General features: G+C 66.0%; 17 protein-coding genes. 14 read left to right on the plus strand and 3 right to left on the minus strand.

What is annotated here, in order from left to right:
• Nucleotides 1-47: 47 nt before the first annotated feature.
• On the minus strand, nucleotides 48-1,877 hold the full coding sequence (locus tag AC1RTA_RS04235; RefSeq protein ID WP_492784025.1) for an ABCB family ABC transporter ATP-binding protein/permease: 1,830 nt from the start codon (nucleotides 1,875-1,877) through the stop codon (nucleotides 48-50).
• Nucleotides 1,878-2,159: 282 nt separating this feature from the next.
• Here AC1RTA_RS04235 and AC1RTA_RS04240 point away from each other — a divergent pair, with 282 nt between their 5' ends.
• From AC1RTA_RS04240 to AC1RTA_RS04270, 7 genes are all read left to right on the plus strand, one after another.
• Complete coding sequence (locus AC1RTA_RS04240) at nucleotides 2,160-2,858, plus strand: TetR/AcrR family transcriptional regulator (RefSeq protein WP_130459229.1); 699 nt, start codon at nucleotides 2,160-2,162, stop codon at nucleotides 2,856-2,858.
• Between the two features lie 86 nt (nucleotides 2,859-2,944).
• A complete protein-coding gene (locus tag AC1RTA_RS04245; RefSeq protein WP_492784026.1) occupies nucleotides 2,945-5,281 on the plus strand; it encodes an acyl-CoA dehydrogenase in 2,337 nt (778 codons plus the stop codon).
• Between the two features lie 101 nt (nucleotides 5,282-5,382).
• The gene (locus AC1RTA_RS04250) at nucleotides 5,383-6,681 is read left to right on the plus strand and encodes an acetyl-CoA C-acetyltransferase (RefSeq protein ID WP_130459227.1); all 1,299 of its coding nucleotides are present in this window, start codon (nucleotides 5,383-5,385) and stop codon (nucleotides 6,679-6,681) included.
• A gap of 7 nt (nucleotides 6,682-6,688) precedes the next feature.
• The gene (locus AC1RTA_RS04255) at nucleotides 6,689-7,633 is read left to right on the plus strand and encodes a DegV family protein (RefSeq protein ID WP_014235444.1); all 945 of its coding nucleotides are present in this window, start codon (nucleotides 6,689-6,691) and stop codon (nucleotides 7,631-7,633) included.
• 15 nt (nucleotides 7,634-7,648) lie between these two features.
• A complete protein-coding gene (locus AC1RTA_RS04260; RefSeq protein WP_492784065.1) occupies nucleotides 7,649-9,580 on the plus strand; it encodes a 3-hydroxyacyl-CoA dehydrogenase NAD-binding domain-containing protein in 1,932 nt (643 codons plus the stop codon).
• Complete coding sequence (locus AC1RTA_RS04265; protein ID WP_014235442.1) at nucleotides 9,573-9,971, plus strand: acyl-CoA thioesterase; 399 nt, start codon at nucleotides 9,573-9,575, stop codon at nucleotides 9,969-9,971. Before AC1RTA_RS04260 ends, AC1RTA_RS04265 begins: the two co-directional genes overlap by 8 nt.
• A 63-nt stretch (nucleotides 9,972-10,034) precedes the next feature.
• A complete protein-coding gene (locus AC1RTA_RS04270; protein ID WP_492784027.1) occupies nucleotides 10,035-11,324 on the plus strand; it encodes an OmpP1/FadL family transporter in 1,290 nt (429 codons plus the stop codon).
• A 151-nt stretch (nucleotides 11,325-11,475) separates the two neighbouring features.
• Here AC1RTA_RS04270 and AC1RTA_RS04275 read toward each other — a convergent pair whose 3' ends face one another.
• On the minus strand, nucleotides 11,476-12,483 hold the full coding sequence (locus AC1RTA_RS04275) for an AraC family transcriptional regulator (RefSeq protein ID WP_492784028.1): 1,008 nt from the start codon (nucleotides 12,481-12,483) through the stop codon (nucleotides 11,476-11,478).
• 261 nt (nucleotides 12,484-12,744) lie between these two features.
• On the opposite strand from AC1RTA_RS04275, the gene AC1RTA_RS04280 reads away from it, so the two are divergent.
• From AC1RTA_RS04280 to AC1RTA_RS04305, 6 genes are all read left to right on the plus strand, one after another.
• Nucleotides 12,745-14,388 (plus strand): fatty acid--CoA ligase, encoded by a 1,644-nt coding sequence (locus tag AC1RTA_RS04280; protein ID WP_492784029.1) that lies wholly within the window; start codon nucleotides 12,745-12,747, stop codon nucleotides 14,386-14,388.
• A 16-nt stretch (nucleotides 14,389-14,404) separates the two neighbouring features.
• Nucleotides 14,405-16,792, plus strand: coding sequence for a 3-hydroxyacyl-CoA dehydrogenase/enoyl-CoA hydratase family protein (locus AC1RTA_RS04285; RefSeq protein WP_492784030.1), 2,388 nt, complete (start codon nucleotides 14,405-14,407; stop codon nucleotides 16,790-16,792).
• Nucleotides 16,793-16,809: 17 nt separating this feature from the next.
• Entirely contained in the window at nucleotides 16,810-18,009 is a 1,200-nt protein-coding gene (locus AC1RTA_RS04290; protein WP_130459221.1) for an acetyl-CoA C-acyltransferase, read from the plus strand.
• A gap of 170 nt (nucleotides 18,010-18,179) precedes the next feature.
• A complete protein-coding gene (locus tag AC1RTA_RS04295) occupies nucleotides 18,180-18,683 on the plus strand; it encodes a DUF4442 domain-containing protein (protein WP_014235436.1) in 504 nt (167 codons plus the stop codon).
• 92 nt (nucleotides 18,684-18,775) lie between these two features.
• On the plus strand, nucleotides 18,776-19,330 hold the full coding sequence (locus AC1RTA_RS04300) for a DUF2802 domain-containing protein (RefSeq protein WP_014235435.1): 555 nt from the start codon (nucleotides 18,776-18,778) through the stop codon (nucleotides 19,328-19,330).
• A gap of 41 nt (nucleotides 19,331-19,371) precedes the next feature.
• Nucleotides 19,372-20,217 carry an SPOR domain-containing protein gene (locus AC1RTA_RS04305; protein WP_492784031.1) on the plus strand — a complete coding sequence of 282 codons (846 nt, stop codon included), beginning with the start codon at nucleotides 19,372-19,374 and terminating at the stop codon, nucleotides 20,215-20,217.
• Nucleotides 20,218-20,427: 210 nt separating this feature from the next.
• Here AC1RTA_RS04305 and AC1RTA_RS04310 read toward each other — a convergent pair whose 3' ends face one another.
• On the minus strand, nucleotides 20,428-20,781 hold the full coding sequence (locus AC1RTA_RS04310; RefSeq protein WP_014235433.1) for a tetratricopeptide repeat protein: 354 nt from the start codon (nucleotides 20,779-20,781) through the stop codon (nucleotides 20,428-20,430).
• A gap of 45 nt (nucleotides 20,782-20,826) precedes the next feature.
• Here AC1RTA_RS04310 and AC1RTA_RS04315 point away from each other — a divergent pair, with 45 nt between their 5' ends.
• Nucleotides 20,827-21,207, plus strand: a complete 381-nt coding sequence (locus AC1RTA_RS04315; protein ID WP_014235432.1) for a RidA family protein — start codon at nucleotides 20,827-20,829, stop codon at nucleotides 21,205-21,207.
• Nucleotides 21,208-21,220 lie beyond the last annotated feature (13 nt).

The raw sequence follows: 21,220 nt of genomic DNA on the forward strand, positions 1-21,220 counted from the left end.
TCAGGCGGCCGCCGTCATCGCCGCCGGTGCCGGCACGGTACGGTGCATCAGGCCGGCTCCAGGCTGGGGGTGTCGTCTGCCAGGGCGTCGCCCAGTTCTTCCTGCTGCTGCAGGGCCCACATCTGGGCGTAGGCGCCGCCGGCGGCCAGCAGCTCGGCATGGCGGCCCCGTTCGACGATGCGGCCGGCCTCCAGCACCAGGATTTCGTCCGCCTCCATCACGGTGGACAGGCGGTGGGCGATGATGAGGGTGGTGCGGCCCCGGGCCGCCAGCTCCAGCTGGGCCTGGATGGCCTTCTCGGTCTTGGAGTCCAGGGCCGAGGTGGCCTCGTCGAAAATGAGGATGGGCGGGTTCTTCAGCAGGGCCCGGGCGATGGCCACCCGCTGCTTCTCACCGCCGGAAAGCTTGAGGCCCCGTTCGCCCACCCGGCTTTCCCACTTCTCCGGCAGGGATTCGACGAAGGCTTCCAGCTGGGCGGCCCGGGCGGCGGCAATGGCTTCCTCCCGGGTGGCGCCGGGGCGGCCGTACTGGATGTTGTAGATGAGGGTGTCGTTGAACAGCACCGTGTCCTGGGGAACGATGCCGATGGCGCTGCGCAGGCTGTCCTGGGTCATCTGGCGCAGGTCCAGGCCGTTGATGCGGATGGCGCCGCCGCTGACGTCGTAGAAGCGGTAGAGCAGGCGCGACAGGGTGGACTTGCCGGCGCCGGAGTGGCCCACCACCGCCAGGGTGTGGCCCGAGGGAATGGTGAAGGAGAGGTCGTGCAGGATCGGGCGGGCCGCATCGTAGGCGAAATCCACCGCCTCGAAGCGCACCTCCGCTGGGCCCGGGGGCAGGGCGATGGCGTCCGGCGCGTCGGCCACTTCCCGGTTTTCGCCCAGCAGCTTGAACATGCGCTCGATGTCGGTGAGAGCCTGGCGGATTTCCCGGTACACCACGCCGAGGAAGTTGAGGGGCATGTACAGCTGGATGAGGAAGGCATTGACCAGCACCAGGTCGCCGATGGTCATGGTGCCGGCCACCACGCCGGCGGTGGCGCGCCACATCATCAGGGTGACGCCGGCGGCGATGATGGCCTGCTGCCCCAGATTGAGGAAGGAGAGGGTGACCTGGCTGCGGGTGGCGGCATCCTCCCACTGCTGCATCTGGCTGTCGTAGCGCCTGGCCTCGTAATCCTCGTTGTTGAAGTACTTCACCGTCTCGTAGTTGAGCAGGCTGTCGATGGCCCGGGAGTTGGCGGCCGAATCCATTTCATTGACGGCGCGGCGGATGCCGATGCGCCAGTTGCTCACCTGCACGGTAAATACGATGTAGGCCACCAGGGAGGCGGCGGTGATGGCGGCGAAGACCCAGTCGTAGTGGGTCAGCAGGATGCCCAGCACCAGGCCCAGCTCCACCAGGGTGGGCAGGATGGAATAGAGGGTGTAGCTGATCAGGCTGGAGATGGAGCGGGAGCCCCGTTCGATGTCCCGGGAGACGCCGCCGGTCTGGCGGTCCAGGTGGAAACGCAGGGACAGGGAGTGCAGGTGGCGGAACACCTCCAGGGCGATGCGCCGCACCGCCCGCTGGGTGACCCGGGCGAAGAGCATTTCCCGCAGCTCGGTGAACAGGGCGGTGCCGAAGCGCAGGCCGCCGTAGAGCAGGAGCAGCAGCACCGGCAGGGCCAGGGCCGTCTCCTGGGGCGACAGGCTGTCGATCATCTGCTTGAACACCAGGGGCACGGCGACGCTGGCCAGCTTGGCGCTGACCAGGGCGATCAGGGCGGCGGAAACCCGCCACTTGTACTGCCACAGGTAGGGAAACAGGGTGCGGATGGTGGGCCAGGCATGGACTTCGCCGGCGGGGCGGGGCAGGTGGGCAGAGGATGAGCGGCGCATGGCCCAATTCTAGCAGGGGGCCGCCGCCGGGCCCCGGCACTTGTGCGGGATTTCCTGACAGCGGGACGGGCGGGGGTGTGGTAACGCAATGGCGCCGGCCCGGGAGGCAGAAGGGGCGGGCCTGCTGGACTGCCGTGCCTGGAAAGTGGCGTCCCTATTGGCTTCTGGGCGAGTGCCAGCGGCAGTGTAAAGACGTCTTGAAAAAACTTTACCGAATCTATTGCGCTTCATTTTTTTTAAACATATGATTCAAACACTCGTTTGAATTTAGCTCGCCCCAACATGACCCAAGCTGCCCAGTCCCTGCCGCCCGCCGATGCCAAGAACAGCGCCGATACCCGGGAGCGCATTCTTGACGCCGCCGAGCACCTGTTCACCGAGAACGGGTTCGAAGGGACCTCCATGCGCATGATCACCGGTGCCGCCGGGGTCAATCTGGCCGCGGTGAATTACCACTTCGGCTCCAAGGAACAGCTGATCCAGGAAGTGTTCCGCCGCCGTCTCACCTGGCTCAACCAGGAGCGCCTGCGCATCCTCGACGAGCTGGAGGCCGAAGCCGCCGGCAAGCCCCTCAAGCCGTCCCTGATCGTCGATGCCTTCTTCGGCACCCTGATCCGCATGGCCGAGCACGAGGCCCTGGGCGGGCGCACCTTCCTGCGCCTGATCGGCCGCACCATGACTGAACCCTCCGGTTTCATCCGCGCCTTCTTTGCCGAGGAATACGCCGGGGTGGTGGACCGTTACAAGCAGGCCCTGTTCAAGGCCCTGCCGGATGTGCCCAAGGCGGAAATCGTCTGGCGCTTCCATTTCATGCTCGGCGCCACGTCCTACGCCATCGCCGGTACGGACGCCCTGCGCATCGTCACCGACTGGGGCATCGAGCCCCAGGAGGCGGACGAGGGGCTGGACAAGCTGCTGCCTCGGCTCATGTCCTTCCTCCTCGGCGGCCTGCGTGCCCAGTTGCCCCAGTTCGAAAGCTGAAGTTGCAAACCTTGTAGTAACCACGGAATAACAACTCGAAGAGCCGACACAGATTGGCCGCGAGACCATAAAAGGAGACAGCATCCATGAGCATCATCCCTCTGTTGAGTGTGGCAACACTCTTGACGTTAGCCGTGCTGATCAGTGTCCGTCCTCTGCGTCGGGCCCTGATCAGCCGGCCTCTTTTCTCCATTTACAAGCGCATCCTGCCCCAGATGTCCGACACGGAGCGGGAGGCGCTGGAAGCCGGCAGCGTCTGGTGGGAAGGCGAGCTGTTCCGCGGCAAGCCCGACTGGCAGAAGCTGATGGCCTATCCCCAGCCCAAGCTGACGGCCGAAGAACAGGCCTTCATGGACAACGAGGTCGATCAGGCCTGCGCCATGACCGACGACTGGAAGGTCTCCCACGAGCTGTATGACCTGCCGCCCGATGTGTGGCAGTACATCAAGGACAAGGGCTTCCTCGGCATGATCATCCCGAAGAAGTACGGCGGCCTGGAATTCTCCGCCTACGCCCATTCCCAGGTGGTGACCAAGCTGTCCACCCGTTCCTCCGCCCTGGCCGTGTCCGTCATGGTGCCCAACTCCCTCGGCCCGGCCGAGCTGCTGCTGCACTACGGCACCGACGAGCAGAAGAACCACTACCTGCCCCGCCTGGCCAAGGGCATCGACGTACCCGCCTTCGCCCTCACCAGCCCCTGGGCCGGTTCCGATGCAGCCTCCATCCCCGACTACGGCGTGGTCTGCAAGGGCATGTGGCAGGGCCAGGAAGTGCTGGGCATGAAGGTCACCTGGGACAAGCGCTACATCACCCTGGGCCCGGTGTGCACCGTGCTCGGCCTGGCCTTCCGTCTCTACGATCCCCAGGGCCTGCTGGGCGACAAGAAGGATATCGGCATCACCTGCGCCCTGGTCCCCAACGACCACCCCGGCGTGGAAATCGGCACCCGCCACTTCCCCCTGAACGCCGCCTTCCACAACGGTCCGACCCGGGGCAAGGAAGTGTTCATGCCCCTGGAGTTCATCATCGGCGGCCCGGCCATGGCCGGCCAGGGCTGGCGCATGCTGATGGAGTGCCTGGCTGCCGGCCGCTCCATCTCCCTGCCGTCCTCCAACACCGGCATGGCCAAACTCACCGCCCGTGCCGTCGGTGCCTACGCCCGGGTCCGCAGCCAGTTTAAGATGGCCGTGGGCAAGTTCGAAGGCGTGGAAGAGGCCCTCACCCGCATCGGCGCCTACACCTACATGATGGACGCCGCCCGGGTCATGACCGCCGGCGCCGTCGATCTGGGCGAGAAGCCCTCCGTGGTCTCCGCCATCGCCAAGTACCACGTCACCGAACGGGCCCGCAAGGTGGTCAATGACGGCATGGACGTGATCGGCGGCAAGGGCATCTGCCTCGGCCCCTCCAACTTCCTCGGCCGCGCCTACCAGCAGATTCCCATCGGCATCACCGTGGAAGGCGCCAACATCCTCACCCGCAGCCTGATCATCTTCGGCCAGGGCGCCATCCGCTGCCATCCCTTCGTGCTGGCCGAAATGCAGGCCGCCCAGAAGAACGACCTGGTCGGCTTCGACAAGGCCCTGTTCGGCCACATGGGCTTCTCCATCGGCAACGGCGTGCGCGCCCTGCTGCTGGGCCTGACCGGTGCCCGCTTCGCCGGCGTCGGTGCCGACGTGGCGCCGGAGACCCGCCGCTACTACCAGCAGCTGACCCGCTTCTCCTCTGCCTTCGCCTTCCTTTCCGACGTCTCCATGCTGGTCCTGGGCGGCGGTCTGAAGCGCAAGGAAAAGATCTCCGCCCGTCTCGGCGACATCCTGGCCCAGATGTACCTGATCTCCGCCACCTTGAAGCGCTACGAGGCGGAAGGCCGGCAGCAGGCCGATGCGGCCCTCATGCACTGGTCGGTGCAGGATTCCCTGGTGCAGGCCCAGGAAGCCTTTGACGGCGTCCTCGCCAACTACCCGAGCCCGCTGGTGGGCTGGTTCCTGAAGAAGGTCATCTTCCCCTTCGGCCGTCCCCATGTGGTGCCGTCCGACGACATCGGCCATCAGGTGGCCAAGGCCCTGATCTCTCCCAGCGCCACCCGGGAGCGCCTCACCGCCGGCTGCTTCGTCGCCAAGACGGAAGCGGATGCCGTGGGCGCCATCGAGCTGGCCCTGACCGCCACCCTGGAAGCCGAGCCCATCGAGGCCAAGATCCGGGAAGCGGAAAAGAGTGGCAAGTTCGACGGCAACCCCCTCGCCAACGTGCGCGATGTGGCCCTGGCCGCCTACGAGGCCGGCGTCCTGTCTGCCGCCGAGTACGCAGTGATCAAGCGGCGCAACGAGCTGCGGGACATCGTCATCCGTGTGGACGACTTTGCCCCCGACTTCGGTGTGGCCACGGCCCTCAACAAGCCGGAAGTGCGCAAGGCGGCCTGAACGCCCTGCCAGCAGGACCCACGATCCCGGGGCGCCCCTTGAGGGTGACTCCGGGACGATTACAAGCAGAAACGTAAAAGACAAAACCAAAGGAGAAAGACATGGCCCAGCAGCAAGCATTTGAGCCGGTCTACGTGGTGGATGGGGCACGCACCCCGTTCCTCAAGGCGAAGAACGGGCCTGGCCCGTTCTCGGCCGCCGATCTTGCCGTGCAGGCCGGGCGGGCCCTTCTGGCCCGCCAGCCCTTCGCCCCGGAGGATCTGGACGAGGTGGTGCTGGGCTGTGCCAGCCCCAGCCCGGACGAGGTGAATATCGGCCGGGTAGCGGCCCTGCGCCTGGGCTGCGGCAACAAGGTGACGGGCTGGACGGTGATGCGCAACTGCGCCTCCGGCATGCAGGCCCTGGATTCGGCCATGGCCAACATCCAGTCCGGCCGTTCCGAACTGGTCCTGGCCGGCGGCGTGGACGCCCTGTCCCGGGCGCCCCTGCTCTACAACGACGCCATGGTGCTGTGGTTCGCCGGCATGATGCAGATGAAGACCCTGGGCCAGAAGGCCGGGCACTTCCTCAAGCTGCGCCCCAGCGTGCTGCTCAATCCGGTGATCGGCCTGATGAAGGGCCTGACCGACCCGGTGGTGGGCCTCTTGATGGGCCAGACGGCGGAAAACCTGGCCTGGCGCTTCGGCATCAGCCGGGAAGAGATGGATGCCTTTTCCGTGCGCTCCCACCAGCGGGTCATGGCCGGCCGGGCCAAGCAGGCCTTCGGCGAGATCGTGCCCCTGGTGGGCAACGACGGCACCGTCTATGCCGAGGACGATGGCGTGCGGGCCGATGCCAGCATGGATGGGATGAAGAAGCTCAAGCCCTTCTTCGACAAGAAATACGGCCGGGTCACTCCGGCCAACAGTTCCCAGATCACCGACGGCGGCGCCTGGCTGCTGCTGGCTTCCGAAAGTGCCGTCAAGCGCTGGAAGCTCGAGCCCCTGGGCCGCATCGTGGACGCCCAGTGGGCCGGCCTCGATCCTTCCCAGATGGGCCTGGGCCCGGTACATGCGGTGACTCCCATCCTGCAGCGCCACGGCCTGGGCCTCAACGATGTGGACCTGATGGAAATCAACGAGGCCTTCGCTGCCCAGGTGCTGGGCTGCCTCAAGGCCTGGGAAGACGATGCCTACTGCCGCGAGGAACTGGGCCTGCCCGGTGCCCTGGGCAGCCTGGACCAGGACAAGCTCAACGTGGATGGCGGCGCCGTGGCCCAGGGCCATCCGGTGGGCGCCTCCGGCGCCCGCATCGTGCTGCACCTGCTGCATGCCCTGAAAGCCCGGGGCGGCAAGCGGGGCGTCGCCAGCATCTGCATCGGCGGCGGCCAGGGCGGTGCCATGCTGGTGGAAACCTGCTGAGGCCGCCATGCGCATCGGCATCATTGTCGATTCCTGCTGCGACCTGCCCCGGCAGTTCCTCGACGAGCACGAGATCGTGGTCCTGCCCATCTCCCTGCGCATCGGCGGCGCGGTGATCCAGGACCGGCGCGACCCGGACGAGACCCATCGCTTCTACGCCACCCATGTGGACCGGCGCAGCGAGGATTTTGCCGAGTCCTTCCCCTACAGCCCGGCCCAGATCGAGCAGGTGTTCCTGGACAAGATGGTGATCGACTACGACTACGTCTTCGTCCTCACCATCACCAGCGAGCGCAGCCCCATCTACGACCATGCCATGCAGGCCTCGCGCACCGTCCTCACCAAGTACAAGGACCCGCGCCGGGAAATCGGCAAGCCGGGCCGCTTCGGCCTGTGCGTGCTCTCCAGCCGCAACCTGTTCACCGGCCAGGCCGTGCTGGCGGCGGAAGCGGTGCGCCTGATCCGTCTCGGCGGCACGCCCAGCGAGATCGGCACCCGCCTGCGCCAGCTGGTGGACCACATCCACACCTACCTGGTGCCGGCGGACCTCTTCCACATCTACAAGCGGGCCGCCAAGAAGGGCGACAGCAGCATCAACTGGGGCACCTACAAGCTCGGCCAGATGCTGGACATGAAGCCCATCCTGCACTGCAACCGGGACGTCACCCGCTCCATCGCCAAGGTGCGCGGCTTCGAGGCCGGCGTGCAGCGCCTCTTCGCCAATGCGGCGCGGCAGGTGCGGGCCGGCCTGGAGTCGCCCCACGTCTGTATCAGCTACGGCGGCGATCCGGCTACCGTGCCCGGCCTGCCCGGCTATGCCGACCTGGCGGCGGCGGTGCAGGAGAAGGGCGCCGAGATCCTGATTTCCATGATGAGCAACACCGCCGCGGTCAACGTGGGCACAGGGGCGGTGTCCCTGGCCTTTGCCGCCGGTAGCCATACCTTTCACTGAAGGTAGACCATGAACATGCATACCCAAACCTCCCTGACCCAACAGCACTGGCACCTCACCCGGGAGGCCGACGGCCTCGCCTGGCTGTCCCTGGACAAGGCCGGGGAGAGTGCCAACTCCCTGTCCAAGGCTGTCATGGCCGAACTCTCCGGCGTGCTGGACGAGCTCGACCGCCAGCCGCCCAAGGCCCTCATCATCCGCTCCGCCAAGAGCGCCGGCTTCATTGCCGGGGCCGACATTTCCGAATTCGACCAGCTGGATTCGCCGGAGGCCGCCAAGGCCATGGTGGCCCGGGGCTGGGAGCTGTTCAACCGCCTCGCCGCCGTACCCTATCCGACCCTGGCCCTGGTGCGGGGCCACTGCCTGGGCGGCGGCCTGGAACTGGCCCTGGCCTGCCGTACCCTGCTGGTGGTGGACGAGCCGGGCACCAAGCTGGGCCTGCCCGAAGTCATGCTCGGCATCTTCCCCGGCTGGGGCGGCATGCTGCGCCTGCCCCGGCGGGTCGGTCCCGCCGTGGCCCTGGACCTGATGCTGGCCGGCAAGACCGTGGATGCGAAAAAGGCCAAGCGCCTGGGCCTGGCCGACGAGTGCGTGCCGCCCCGGGTGATGGAATCCGCTGCCCGCCAGCTGGCCCTCAACCCGCCGTCCCGCAAGCCCCTGCCGCTGCTGCAGCGCCTCTTCCTGGGCCCCCTGCGCGGCGTGGTGGCGGGCCAGGCGCGCAAGCAGGTGGCCAAGCGGGCCCGTCCCGAACACTATCCGGCGCCCTACGCCATCATCGACCTGTGGGCCAAGTACGACGGCAACGCCCTGGCGGCGCCGGAGATCACCGATCGCATCGTCCGTTCCGCCACCGCCCGCAACCTGGTGCGGGTATTCCACCTGCAGGAGCGGCTGAAGGCTTTCGGCAAGGATTCCGCTTTCGTCGCCAAGCGGGTGCACGTGGTGGGTGCCGGCGTCATGGGGGGCGACATCGCCGCCTGGTGCGCCGGCCGCGGCCTCACCGTGACCCTGCAGGACCAGAACGTGGAGCGCATCGCTCCGGCCATCAAGCGGGCCCACGCCGGCTTTGCCCGGCGCATCAGGGACAAGCTGCAGCTGCGCGCCGTCATGGACCGGCTCATTCCCGACCCGGAAGGCCACGGCGCCGCCCATGCCGACGTGGTCATCGAGGCCATCTTCGAGAACCTGGAAGCCAAGCACAGCCTGCTCAAGGGCCTGGAGGCCCGGATGAAGCCCGATGCCGTGCTGGCCACCAACACCTCCAGCCTGAAGCTGGAGGACATCCGTACCGTCCTGCAGCGGCCGGAACGCCTGGTGGGCATCCACTTCTTCAACCCGGTGGCGAAGATGCCCCTGGTGGAGGTGGTGACGGCCGCGGGCGGCGATGCGGAAGTGACGCGCCAGGCCTGCGCCTTCGTGCGCGGCATCGACAAGCTGCCCCTGCCGGTGCAGAGCGCCCCTGGTTTCCTGGTCAATGCCGTGCTCGGCCCCTACCTGCTGGAAGCCATGCGCTGCGTGGACGAGGGCATCGCTCCGGAGACGGTGGATGAAGCGGCCCTGGCCTTCGGCATGCCCATGGGCCCCATCGAACTGGCCGACACCGTCGGCCTGGACATTGCCATGGCGGCCGGCAAGGCCCTGGCCGGCAATGGTACGGAGCCGCCCAAGTGCCTGGTGCAGCGCTTCGAGCGCGGCGATCTGGGGCGCAAGAGCGGCAAGGGTTTCTACGCCTATCCGGCCGGCAAGATCCAGAAGGGGGCGGCGGGCGCAGTGCCGGCCGGTCTGGCCGAACGGCTGGTGCAGCCCCTGCTGCAGCGGACGCAACAATTGGTCGATTCAGGTGTCGTAGCGGATGCCGAGCTGGCGGACGCCGGCGTAATATTCGGCACCGGTTTCGCCCCCTTCACGGGCGGACCCCTCAACTACGCTAGGAGCCGACATGCCTGAAATCCCCGTCCAACTGCCCGAAAAGCAACCCACCCTGCGCCTGATGACCATGCCGTCGGACATGAATCCGAACGGCGACATCTTCGGCGGCTGGGTCATGTCCCAGGTGGACATTGCCGGCGGCGTCGCCGCCATGCGTCGGGCCCGCGGACGGGTGACCACGGTCGCCGTCAATGCCTTCCAGTTCAAGCAGCCCATTTCCATCGGCGATGTCGTCAGCTTCTATACCGACATCGTCAAGGTCGGCCGCACCTCCATCACCCTCAGTGTGGAAGTCTATGCCGAGCGCAATTATTTCAAGCCCATCACCGTCAAGGTGACGGAGGCCACCCTGACCTACGTGGCCATCGATGTCAGCGGCAACAAGCGGGAAGTGCCGCCCGAGGGCTGAGAGCAGGTGTTTTACCCGGGAGGTTCGCCTCCCAAACCACAATCATAAATAGGAGACAAAACGATGTTGAAGACTTCCATGAAGTTGTTGCCGTTGTTGGTCCTGGGGGCAGTTTCCGGTACCGCTTCCGCCGCCGGCTTCCAGTTGCTGGAACAGAACGCTAGCGGTATGGGAAATGCTTATGCAGGTTCGGCTGCATCCGCAGAAAACGCGTCCGTTCAGTATTTTAATGCTGCGGCTTTAACTGAATTGGCGGGTAAGCAGATTTCGACTGGTGTTAATTACATCGAGCTGGATTCTAAGTTTCACAACAGAGCGTCTGTTGCGCCGGCTGGGTGGGCTGCTAATGCGGTCATGGATGGGGCACAAGGCGGGGATGCCGCTTTTGTGCCTAATTTCTATTTTTCTATGCCGCTGACCAAAGATTTGTATCTTGGGGTTGGTGCCAACGCTCCTTTTGGTATGCGCACTGACTGGGCCAAGGAGTGGGTCGGTCAAGGCTTCGGCACAATGACTGACGTCAAGGCTATGAATTTCAATTTGAATTTGGCCTATCGCCTCAATGATCAATTGTCTGTTGGTGGAGGGGTAAATTATCAGAAATTTGATGCCCAAATCGGCAACCAAGTGAATATCGGTGTAGGGCCTGCTGCGGTTGGTAGCTATTTAGTGGCGGGTAATGACTGGTCCTGGGGCTACAACCTGGGGCTTCTTTACAAACCCAGCATCAACACTCAGATTGGCGTCTCTTATCGTTCTGCAGTAAAGCATCAGCTGGAAGGTAACTACAGCATTTCTGGCGCTCCTGGGGTTGTTGCTGCAATTGTTGGCGCTGGTGGATTTAAGGCGGCGAATGGTGCTGCTAAGGTAAATATCAAGCTACCGGACACATGGGTTTTCAGTGTGGCTCATCAGCTTAACAATCAGTGGGAACTGCTTGGGGACGTTAGCCGGACTGGGTGGTCAAGTATTCCGGAGCTGAGAATTGTCTCTGCAAATGGGTCTCCTGATCAGGTCTCTGATTATCGATGGAGGGATACGTGGCGTGTGGCAGGTGGCGCAAACTACCAAATTAACGATGCTTGGAAGCTTCGCTTGGGGCTTGCATTTGACCAATCACCTGTAAGGGAAGGCTTGCGCACTCCCCGTTTGCCAGATCAGGATCGTATTTGGTATTCCATTGGCGCACAGTACAAAATCAATGCCAAAAATAAGCTGGATGTCGGTTATAGCTATGTGAAAGCAAAAACGGCTGATGCCAATGAGGTTGGAAGTGCGGCCAAGGGAACGATTAATGGCGAGTACAAGAGCTTTGTTCAGATGATTGGTGTTCAGTATTCGGTGAGCTTCTGATATTTGCTGTTCGTTTGGTTGAAGAAAAATGCTCCGCGATGCGGAGCATTTTTTTTGTGGGCAAATATTGACGGCATGAGGCGAATGCCTATAATTCAAACGTTCGTTTGAATTATAGGCGAGGCCGATGCCGATCTTTCCCGTTCCCCTGTCAGCGCCGCAGCCGGTAGGCGCCCGGCGTGCTGCCCGTCCATTTGCGGAAGGCGCGGTGGAAGGTGGTCGGGTCGTCGAAACCCACCGCGGTGCCGATCACGGCGATGGGCATGTCGGTCTGGGTCAGGCGCTGGATGGCCACGTCCCGGCGCAGTTCATCCTTGATGGCCTGGAAGGTGGTGCCTTCCGTCGCCAGGTGGCGGGTCAGGCTGCGCACCGACGTGTGCAGGCTGCGCGCCACCGTTTCGATGGAAAGGGAGCGTTCCAGCTGTTTTTCCAGGGTCTCCCGCACCTTCTGGCTGACCAGGCGCTCGGCAAAGGAAACGAAGAGCCAGCCGCCCGGCGCCTTGCTGAGGAAGGTGCCGAGGGAGTTCTTGTCCTGCCGGATCGGTGTGGCCAGGGCGCTGGCCTCGAAGTACAGGGCCGACTGCCCCTGGTCGAAATGCACCGGCCCCGGATAGAGAAAAACGTACTCCGAGGCATGGCGCGGTCGCGGATAGGCGCAGTCCACCCGGGCCAGGGTCATCTTGTGGCCGGTCAGCCAGGAGGCGACGCCGTGGATCAGCTTGAGCATGATCTCCTGGCCGAAGGTGTTTGCGGGCGCCGCCGGCGTCTGGGGGATGAGGGCGATGCGCACCAGGCCGCCCTGGCGCGAGAGGTCGATGGCGAAGTCGTCCAGCAGCAGATGGAAGAAGCGGGTGAAGCGGAACAGGGCAGTTTGCAGGTTGGCCGATTCGAGCAGGCTCAGGCAGAGGAACTTGAAGGCGCCGGCCCGCACCGGGCGGGAGAACATGCCGGGCAGTTCGTCGTCCAGCTCCCGCGCCAGCAGGCGGTAGAGGGTGGCGAACTGCTCCGTGGTGACGCGGGCGGTATCGGCTGTCAGCAAGGCCGGCGCGATGCCGGCCTGTTCCACCAGGGCCGTACGTCGAGGGGGCTCGATGGCGGTGCCGGCCAGCAGGTGGTGCACGAAGCTGATGGGGACGGTGCTCGATGACGGGGCGGCCATGGCCTGGGATTTCTTGTGCGCTGCGGCATGAGGAATGGCCGATTATGCAAGTAAATAGGCGCAACCGGCAATCCGACGGAGCGGCGATTGTTCGTAGAATCGTCGCGGAAACAAAGACTCTGTCTTGTTTCAAGGAGTCCGCTGGGCATCGGGTCGTACCTGCCGGAAAGACACTCTTTCGGCGCGATAGGTCTATTGCCAGGGTCGCAAGCGCGGCCGCCGGCGGGCGATAAGCCAGAACAACGCCGGGAGACTTCCGCCATGTCCATGCAACCCATCCAGGTCACACCCTCCGCCTACACCTATCCCCTGCTGATCAAGCAGCTGCTGCATACTCCCCTGGCGACGGCGCCGCAGCAGGAAATCGTCTATGGGGACAGGGTGCGCCACACCTACCGGGACCTGGCCCTGCGCATCAACCGCCAGGGCCATGTCCTGAGCCGCCTGGGGGTCCAGGGTGGCGACACGGTGGCGGTCATGGATTGGGACAGTCACCGCTACCTGGAGTGCTTCTTCGGCGTGCCCATGCTGGGCGCCGTGCTGCAGACGGTGAATGTGCGCCTGTCGCCGGACCAGATCCTGTACACCCTGAACCATGCCCAGGCCAGCGTGCTGCTGGTGAACCGGGAATTCCTGCCGGTCCTGGCGCAAATCCGCGGCGAGCTGGCCACGGTGAAACGCTTCGTTCTGCTGGACGACGAAGGCGGCGACCTGCCGGAAGGCTTTGCCGGCGAGTACGAAGCCCTGCTGGCCGACTGCCCGGACCACTACGACTTTCCCGATTTCGACGAAAACAGCCGGGCCACCACCTTCTACACCACCGGCACCACCGGCCTGCCCAAGGGCGTCTATTTCAGCCACCGTCAGCTGGTGCTGCACACCCTGGCCGTCTGCTCTGCCCTGGCCCTGGCGCCGCAACAGGGGGGATTCCACCGGGACGACATTTACATGCCCCTGACCCCCATGTTCCATGTGCACGCCTGGGGCATGCCCTACATCGCCACCCTGGCGGGGGTGAAGCAGGTCTATCCGGGGCGCTACCAGCCCGAGGCCATCCTCAAGCTGATCGAGAAGGAGCAGGTCACCTTCTCCCACTGTGTTCCAACCATCCTGCACATGCTGCTGCTGACGCCCTACGGCAAGCAGGTGGACCTTTCCCGGTGGAAGGTCATCATCGGCGGCTCCGCCCTCACCACGGGTCTGGCCAAGGCGGCCCTGGATCGGGGCATCGATGTGTTCACCGGCTACGGCATGTCCGAGACCTGTCCCATCCTGACCCTGGCCCAGATGGAAGATCCGGCGCTGCTGGCCGATGCCGATGCCAACGTGGCGGTACGGGTCAAGACCGGCCGGCCCGTGCCCCTGGTGGCCCTGCGCACCGTGGATGCCCAGATGGGCGACTGCCCGCGGGACGGCAAGAGCGCCGGCGAGGTGGTGGTGCGCGCCCCCTGGCTGACCCAGGGCTACCTCTACAACCCGGAGGCCTCCGAGCATCTGTGGGACGGTGGCTGGCTGCACACCCAGGACATCGGCCACATCGACCCCCAGGGCTACCTGCAGGTCACCGACCGCATCAAGGACGTGATCAAGACCGGCGGCGAGTGGGTCTCCTCCCTCGAGCTGGAGGACCTCATCGGCCGCCACCCGGGGGTCAGCGAAGTGGCCGTCATCGGCGTGCCCGACGAGAAGTGGGGCGAACGCCCCCTGGCCCTGGTGGTGCTCAAGCCCGAATTCGCCGACCAGGTGTCGGCCGCAGATATCCAAGCCCATGTGAAGGTCTTTGCCGACCAGGGCCATATTTCCAAGTACGGTGTACCGGAAAACGTCAGATTCCTCGAGAGTCTGGCTCGAACCAGCGTTGGCAAGCTGAACAAGCGCGCCATGCGGGAACAACTAGTGAAGTGAAGGAGACAAGAAGACCATGAGTGAGAACAGCAAACTGATCGTCCGCCGGGCTGCCGTGCTCGGCGCCGGCGTGATGGGGGCCCAGATCGCCGCCCATCTCGCCAACGCCGATGTGCCGGTGGTGCTTTTCGACCTGGCGGCCAAGGAGGGCGACCCCAACGGCATCGTCAAGAAGGCCCTGGACGGCTTGAAGAAGCTGGACCCGGCCCCCCTGGCAAGCAAGGAGCGCCTGGCCCACATCGATGCCGCGAACTACGAGCAGCACCTGGCCCTGCTGGGCGAGTGCGACCTGGTGATCGAGGCCATCGCCGAGAAGATGGAGTGGAAGGAGGACCTCTACCGCAAGATCGCGCCCCACCTGAAGGCCGGCGCCATCGTCGCCTCCAACACCTCGGGCCTGTCCATCAACAAGCTGTCCTCCACCGTGCCGGCGGAGAAGCGGGCCAACTTCTGCGGCATCCACTTCTTCAATCCGCCGCGCTACATGCCCCTGGTGGAAATCATCGCCACCACCGACTCCGATCCGGCCATGCTGGACCGCCTGGAAACCTGGCTGGTCTCCCGTCTCGGCAAGAGCGTGGTGCGGGCCAAGGACACCCCCAACTTCGTCGCCAACCGGGTAGGCGTCTTCTCCATCCTGGCGGTGATGCACCACACCCAGCGCCTGGAGATGGGCTTCGACGAGGTGGATGCCCTGACCGGCCCCAAGATCGGCCGTCCCAAGAGCGCCACCTACCGCACCGCCGACGTGGTGGGCCTGGACACCCTGGCCCACGTGGTCAAGACCATGCAGGACACCCTGCCCGGCGACCCCTGGCACAGCCACTTCCAGGCCCCGGCCTGGCTGGCCGCCCTGATCGAGAAGGGCGCCCTGGGCCAGAAGACCAAGTGCGGCATCTTCCGTAAGCAGGGCAAGGAAATCCAGGTGCTGGACCTGGCCAAGCAGGATTACCGTACCTCCGCCGGCGAGATTGCCCCGGAAGTGGCCGAGATCCTCAAGATCAAGAACCCGGCCGAAAAGTTCGCCGCCCTGCGCGCTTCTTCCCACAAGCAGGCCCAGTTCCTGTGGGCCATCTACCGGGACGTCTTCCACTACTGCGCCTTCCATCTGGAATCCATCGCCGACAACGCCCGGGATGTGGATTTCGCCATGCGCTGGGGCTTTGGCTGGGCCATGGGCCCCTTCGAGACCTGGCAGGCCGCCGGCTGGAAAGCCATTGCCGCCGCCGTGCAGGCCGACATCGATGCCGGCCTGGCCATGAGCACGGCGCCCCTGCCCGCCTGGGTCATGGCCCGGGACGGGGTGCATGAACCCGCCGGCTCCTGGTCCGCCGCCGAACAGGGCCTCAAGCCCCGGTCCGCCCTGCCGGTTTACGGTCGCCAGCTCTATCCCGAGACCGTGCTGGGCGAAGCCCCCGCCGCCAAGGGCGAGACCGTCTGGGAAAACGCCGGGGTACGCCTGTGGACCCATGCCCAGGACCCGAAGATCGCCATTCTCTCCATCACCTCCAAGATGCACGCCATCGGCGACGAGGTGCTGGACGGCGTGCTCGAAGCAGTCAGCCGGGCCGAGCGGGACTTCGACGGCCTGGTCATCTGGCACGAAGCCCCCTTCGCCGTCGGCGCCAACCTGCAGCAGGTGGGCGAAGCCTGCGCCAAGGGTGAGTTCGACAAGCTGGAGGCCACCGTGGCCAAGTTCCAGCGTGCCTCCATGGCCTTCAAGCACGCCCAGGTGCCCACCGTGGCGGCTGTGCAGGGCATGGCCCTGGGCGGCGGCTGCGAGTTCGTCATGCATGCGGCCCACCGGGTCATGGCCCTGGAAAGCTACGTCGGTCTGGTGGAAGCGGGCGTCGGCCTGATTCCCGCCGGCGGTGGCTGCAAGGAATTCGCCATCCGCGCCGCCCAGTTCGGTGCCCGCCAGGCCGGCGGCGAACTGTTCCCCTTCCTGCAGAACGTGTTCCAGACCATCGCCATGGCCAAGGTGGCCAAGAGCGCCCTGGAAGTGCAGGAAATGGGCTTCGCCAAGGAGTCGGACGACGTGGTCTTCAACGCCCACGAACTGCTGCACGTGGCCCTGGGCCGCGCCCGGGCCATGGCCCAGGCCGGTTACCGTCCGCCCCTGCGGGCCCGCAACATCCCGGTGGCCGGCCGTCCCGGCATCGCCACCCTGGAGATGATGCTGGTGAACATGAAGGAGGGCGGTTTCATTTCCGCCCACGATTACCGGGTGGCCCGCTCCGCCGCCATCGCCCTGTGCGGCGGCGACGTGGAGCAGGGCAGCCGGGTGGACGACGAATGGCTGCTCACCGTGGAACGCCGCGAATTCGTCGAACTGCTGAAGACCCCGGAAACCCAGGCCCGCATCAAGCACATGCTTGAGACCGGCAAGCCCCTGCGTAATTAAGGGGAAGGAGACAAACAATGACCAAACAAATCCAAGACGCCTACATCGTCGCCGCCACCCGTCTGCCGGTGGCCAAGCGCAACGGCATGTTCAAGACCACCCGTCCCGACGACATGCTGGCCCACGCCCTCAAGTCCGTCATGGCCCAGGTGCCCCAGCTGGACCCGGCCCTGGTGGAAGATGTGATCGTCGGCTGCGCCATGCCGGAAGCCGAGCAGGGCATGAACGTGGCCCGCATCGGCCTGCTCCTAGCCGGCCTGCCGGACACCGTGCCGGGCATCACCATCAACCGCTTCTGCTCCTCCGGCGTGCAGGCCGTGGCCGATGCCGCCGCCCGCATCCGCCTGGGCGAGGCCGACGTGATGCTGGCTGCCGGCACCGAGACCATGAGCCTGATGTCCCAGATGATGGGCAACAAGGTGTCCCTCAACCCGGCCATTTTCGAGAAGGACGAGAACGTGGCCATCGCCTACGGCATGGGCCTCACCGCCGAGAAGGTGGCCCAGAAGTGGGGCATCAGCCGCGACGACCAGGATGCCTTCGCCGTGGCCTCCCACCAGAAGGCCGTGGCCGCCATCGCCGCCGGCAAGTTCAAGGACGAGATCAGCCCCTACACCGTGCGTGCCCACCTGCCGGACTTGAAGAGCGGCACCGTGCGCATCGTCGAGAAGGTCTGCGACACCGACGAAGGCCCCCGTCCCGATTCCAGCCTGCAGGGCCTGGCCAAGCTGAAGCCCGTGTTCAACGCCCGGGGCAGCGTCACCGCCGGCAACTCCTCCCAGATGTCCGACGGCGCCGGCGCCGTGCTGCTGGTCTCCGAGAAGATCCTCAAGCAGTTCAACCTGCAGCCCCTGGCCCGTTTCGCCGGTTTCTCCGTGGCCGGCGTGCCGCCGGAGATCATGGGCATCGGCCCCATCGCCGCCATTCCCAAGGTCCTGGCCCAGGCCGGCATCAAGCAGGACGACCTGGACTGGATCGAGCTGAATGAGGCCTTCGCCGCCCAGGCCCTGGCGGTGACCCGGGAGCTGGGTCTGGACCCGGCCAAGATCAATCCCCAGGGCGGCGCCATCGCCCTCGGCCATCCCCTGGGCGCCACCGGCGCCATCCGCACCGCCACCCTGGTGCACGGCATGCGCCGGGAAAACAAGAAGTGGGGCATGGTCACCATGTGCATCGGCACCGGCATGGGTGCCGCGGGCCTGTTCGAGGCCCTGTAAGGCGCAGCGCGCCCCGGCCGGTGCCGTTCTCCTCCAGGGGCGGTGCCGGCCGGGGCATTTTTGCGTTTACCGACTTGTTGTAAGCTGCATCCCCGACAAAGGCCACGGGGCGGGCGCCGGCCGGCGCTGCACCCGTTGCGCCAAGCCATTCCCCAAGGAGATTCCCGACCATGCTGCCCAAATGGTGGAAAAAGCTGCCTCCCGCCTGGCGCCCGGCCATCCTGCGCTGGGGTTTCAACTGGTTTCCCGCCTGGCGCGCCACCGGCGGCCGGGTCATCCACGTTTCCGCCGACCTGAAGCGCATCGTGGTCAAGCTGCCCCTCAACCGGGGCACCCGCAACGCCGTCGGCACCATTTTCGGCGGCGCCCTGTTCGCCACCACCGACGGCCTCCATCCCACCCTGCTGGCCCTGCAGCTGGGCCACGACTACATCATCTGGGACAAGGCCGGCGCCATCCGCTACCGCAAGCCGGGCCGGGCGCCCCTTTTCGCCGAATTCCACATCGACGATGCGGAGACCGAACTGGTGCGCGAGATCGTCGCCCGGGACGGGGAGTGCGAACGCACCTACACGGTGGAACTGAAGGACCGTCACGGGGTGGTGCACACCATCGTCGAGCGCACCGTGTACATCGCCGACAAGGCCTTCTACCGCAACAAGGTGGCGGCCTAGGCGGGGCCTGGAGCGGCCGCGTTAAGAGCCCGCGCCGGCACGAGCCCTCTGGCATAATACGGCCCCATGACTGACAAGGCGCGGCATACCCCATGAATCTCGACACCTGGCTGGCGGCTGCCGGCATGGGCTGGCGTGAAGCCGTGGTGGGCATCATTGCCCTCCTGGGGCTGTACATCCTGTTCGTGCTGCTGCGCCTGAAGCGCCTGGCCCGCCGCCGCCAGGAGGCGGCCGCGCCGGCGCCCAAGGCGCCGAGCCTGGGCGAGGTCGGGGACGACGGCGACGACGAGGCCGGCGACGAGCATCCGGACCCGGTCTACAGCCGCCCCGAAAAGCCCGCCTTCGCCTGGAACGAACCGCCGGCCAAGGACTTTGCCGAAGAGCAGTACTACAAGGCGGTCCAGCTCGAACTGGGCCAGCTGCGGGAGGAAGTGGCGGTGCTGCGCCACGAGTTCGCCACCCTGCGCGAAGAGATGCGCGGCCAGGTCGGCCAGATCAAGGCTTCCCAGAACATGTCGCCCCTCTACAGCGACGCCATGCAGATGGCCATGCTGGGGCACGACGCCGAAACCATTGCCGAGCGTTGCGGCATCGCCCGGGCCGAGGCCGACCTGGTGGTCGCCCTGGCCCGCAACCAGGGCGATTGAGGCCGAGCGCCGCACACCGATAACCAGGGAAAGGGACCACCATGGCAGAAAAGAAACCGGCGACCAAGGCGACCGGCGCCAAGACGGCCGCCAAGCGCAAGGAAGTGCCCGCCGTCGATCCCCAGGACGAGATCAAGCAGCGCCTGGGGCGGCGCATGGCCTTCGCCGGCGTCATGATCGCCGTGCTGCTGGCCGCCCTGGCCCTGTTCGACCATCTCTCCAAGGCCCCGGAAGAAGAGGAAGTGGCCGTGGCGCCGGCGCCGGCACCGAAGGAAGTGGCCCAGCCGGTGAAGCCGGTGGAACCCGTGGCGCCGCCCGCCGAAGAAGCCAAGGCCGAGGAAAAGCTGGCCGAACCCGAACTGTCCGCCGCGCCGGTGACCAAGGGCCAGCCGGCCCCCGAACTGCCGCCGCCGCCCCAGGTGGCCGCCAAGCCGGCCCTGCAGACGACGCCCCATGCCGCCCAGCCCATCCGCGGCGCCACCTCCGGCCCGGTGAGCAACGGCCGCCAGCCGGCCCAGGGCCGTCAGGGCACCGTGGCCAGTGTCACGCCCGCGCCTGCCGTTGCGGCGCCGGCCGGCACCACGCCTGCCGCCCAGCCGGCCCCGGCGGCGGCACCGGCCAACGTGCAGCCGATGCCGGTACGGCCCCAGCCCCTGCCGCCCCGCCTGTTCTCCGGCTACGTGGTGCAGGCCGGCGTCTTCAGCAGCACCGAGCGGGCCGAGGAACTGCACGCCAAGCTGCAGCTGAACGGCATTCCCTCCAATATCGAATCCCGGGTGAACGTGGGGCCCTTCAAGTCCAAGGAAGAGGCCGACGCGGCCCGGGCCAAGCTCAAGGCCCTGGGCATCGACTCGGTGCTGGTGCCCCCCGCCGGCAACCGTCGCTAAGGGCGGGCGGCGGTCCCGGCGCCCACCTTGCCGGGCCGGCCGCTGCTGCCTGATACAAGTTGCAGCCGGCGCCCGTCGCGGTGCCGGCATTGCCTCAAGATTGAAAACGACCTGCCGGGAGAGGCAGGCGGGATGCGCCTCCTGGCCATGCCATGGCCGGGAGCGGCGTCCTTGCTGCCTTCCAGGCCGGATGCAGCAGCAGGCTTCGCCTCAGGTCTGATCCGGGCCGGCGTCGGGCGACTGCAGCAGCTTTTCCAGGCGGCGGGCGAAGACCGTCATTTCCTTGGCCGCCTGCACGTCCCCCCGTCCTTCTGCCACCGTAATGCCCTGCCGGTAGGCGGCCAGGGCCTCCGCCGGCCGGCCGCCCTCGGCCAGGGCCTTGCCCAGCAGCTTCCAGGCGGCCGAATACTTGGGGTCCTTGTCCACCGCTTCCCGGAAGCGGGCCGCGGCCTGCTCCCACTGTTCGGCCTTGAGCCACTCGTTGCCCAGGGAATAGCGCAGCAGGGCCCCGTCCCGGGGACCGTCCAGCAGCTTTTCCAGATTGGCGATGATCGCTGTCGTCATTTACCATTTCCTTTTTTCCAAGGCTTCATTCTAAAGGACAGCAAAATGGCCAAAACGATCATCGCCACCGACAAGGCTCCCGCCGCCATCGGCACCTACTCCCAGGCAGTGAAGGCTGGCGACACCGTTTACCTCTCCGGCCAGATCGGCCTGGACCCGGCTTCCATGCAGATGGTGGAAGGCATCGACGCCCAGATCGTGCGCGTCTTCGACAACCTCAAGGCCGTGGCCGAGGCCGCCGGCGGTTCCCTGGCCGACACCGTCAAACTCAATGTGTACCTCACCGATCTGGGCAATTTCGCCAAGGTGAACGAGGTCATGGCCCGTTACTTCAGCCAGCCCTATCCCGCCCGGGCCGCCGTCGGCGTTGCCTCCCTGCCCCGGGGCGCCCTGGTGGAAGCCGACGCCGTGCTGGTGCTCGGCTAAAGCGCAGAACCGT

The organism is Azospira sp. MPR-E4, from assembly GCF_058809645.1.

What these genes read in the sequence shown, in the direction of transcription:
- AC1RTA_RS04260 (WP_492784065.1), top strand. Translation starts at nt 7,649, where the DNA reads ATGCATACCCAAACCTCCCTGACCCAACAGCACTGGCACCTCACCCGG.
- AC1RTA_RS04300 (WP_014235435.1), top strand. Translation starts at nt 18,776, where the DNA reads ATGAATCTCGACACCTGGCTGGCGGCTGCCGGCATGGGCTGGCGTGAA.
- AC1RTA_RS04255 (WP_014235444.1), top strand. Translation starts at nt 6,689, where the DNA reads ATGCGCATCGGCATCATTGTCGATTCCTGCTGCGACCTGCCCCGGCAG.
- AC1RTA_RS04280 (WP_492784029.1), top strand. Translation starts at nt 12,745, where the DNA reads ATGTCCATGCAACCCATCCAGGTCACACCCTCCGCCTACACCTATCCC.
- AC1RTA_RS04315 (WP_014235432.1), top strand. Translation starts at nt 20,827, where the DNA reads ATGGCCAAAACGATCATCGCCACCGACAAGGCTCCCGCCGCCATCGGC.
- AC1RTA_RS04250 (WP_130459227.1), top strand. Translation starts at nt 5,383, where the DNA reads ATGGCCCAGCAGCAAGCATTTGAGCCGGTCTACGTGGTGGATGGGGCA.
- AC1RTA_RS04290 (WP_130459221.1), top strand. Translation starts at nt 16,810, where the DNA reads ATGACCAAACAAATCCAAGACGCCTACATCGTCGCCGCCACCCGTCTG.
- AC1RTA_RS04240 (WP_130459229.1), top strand. Translation starts at nt 2,160, where the DNA reads ATGACCCAAGCTGCCCAGTCCCTGCCGCCCGCCGATGCCAAGAACAGC.
- AC1RTA_RS04275 (WP_492784028.1), bottom strand. Translation starts at nt 12,483, where the DNA reads ATGGCCGCCCCGTCATCGAGCACCGTCCCCATCAGCTTCGTGCACCAC.
- AC1RTA_RS04310 (WP_014235433.1), bottom strand. Translation starts at nt 20,781, where the DNA reads ATGACGACAGCGATCATCGCCAATCTGGAAAAGCTGCTGGACGGTCCC.
- AC1RTA_RS04270 (WP_492784027.1), top strand. Translation starts at nt 10,035, where the DNA reads ATGTTGAAGACTTCCATGAAGTTGTTGCCGTTGTTGGTCCTGGGGGCA.
- AC1RTA_RS04295 (WP_014235436.1), top strand. Translation starts at nt 18,180, where the DNA reads ATGCTGCCCAAATGGTGGAAAAAGCTGCCTCCCGCCTGGCGCCCGGCC.
- AC1RTA_RS04265 (WP_014235442.1), top strand. Translation starts at nt 9,573, where the DNA reads ATGCCTGAAATCCCCGTCCAACTGCCCGAAAAGCAACCCACCCTGCGC.
- AC1RTA_RS04235 (WP_492784025.1), bottom strand. Translation starts at nt 1,877, where the DNA reads ATGCGCCGCTCATCCTCTGCCCACCTGCCCCGCCCCGCCGGCGAAGTC.
- AC1RTA_RS04305 (WP_492784031.1), top strand. Translation starts at nt 19,372, where the DNA reads ATGGCAGAAAAGAAACCGGCGACCAAGGCGACCGGCGCCAAGACGGCC.
- AC1RTA_RS04285 (WP_492784030.1), top strand. Translation starts at nt 14,405, where the DNA reads ATGAGTGAGAACAGCAAACTGATCGTCCGCCGGGCTGCCGTGCTCGGC.
- AC1RTA_RS04245 (WP_492784026.1), top strand. Translation starts at nt 2,945, where the DNA reads ATGAGCATCATCCCTCTGTTGAGTGTGGCAACACTCTTGACGTTAGCC.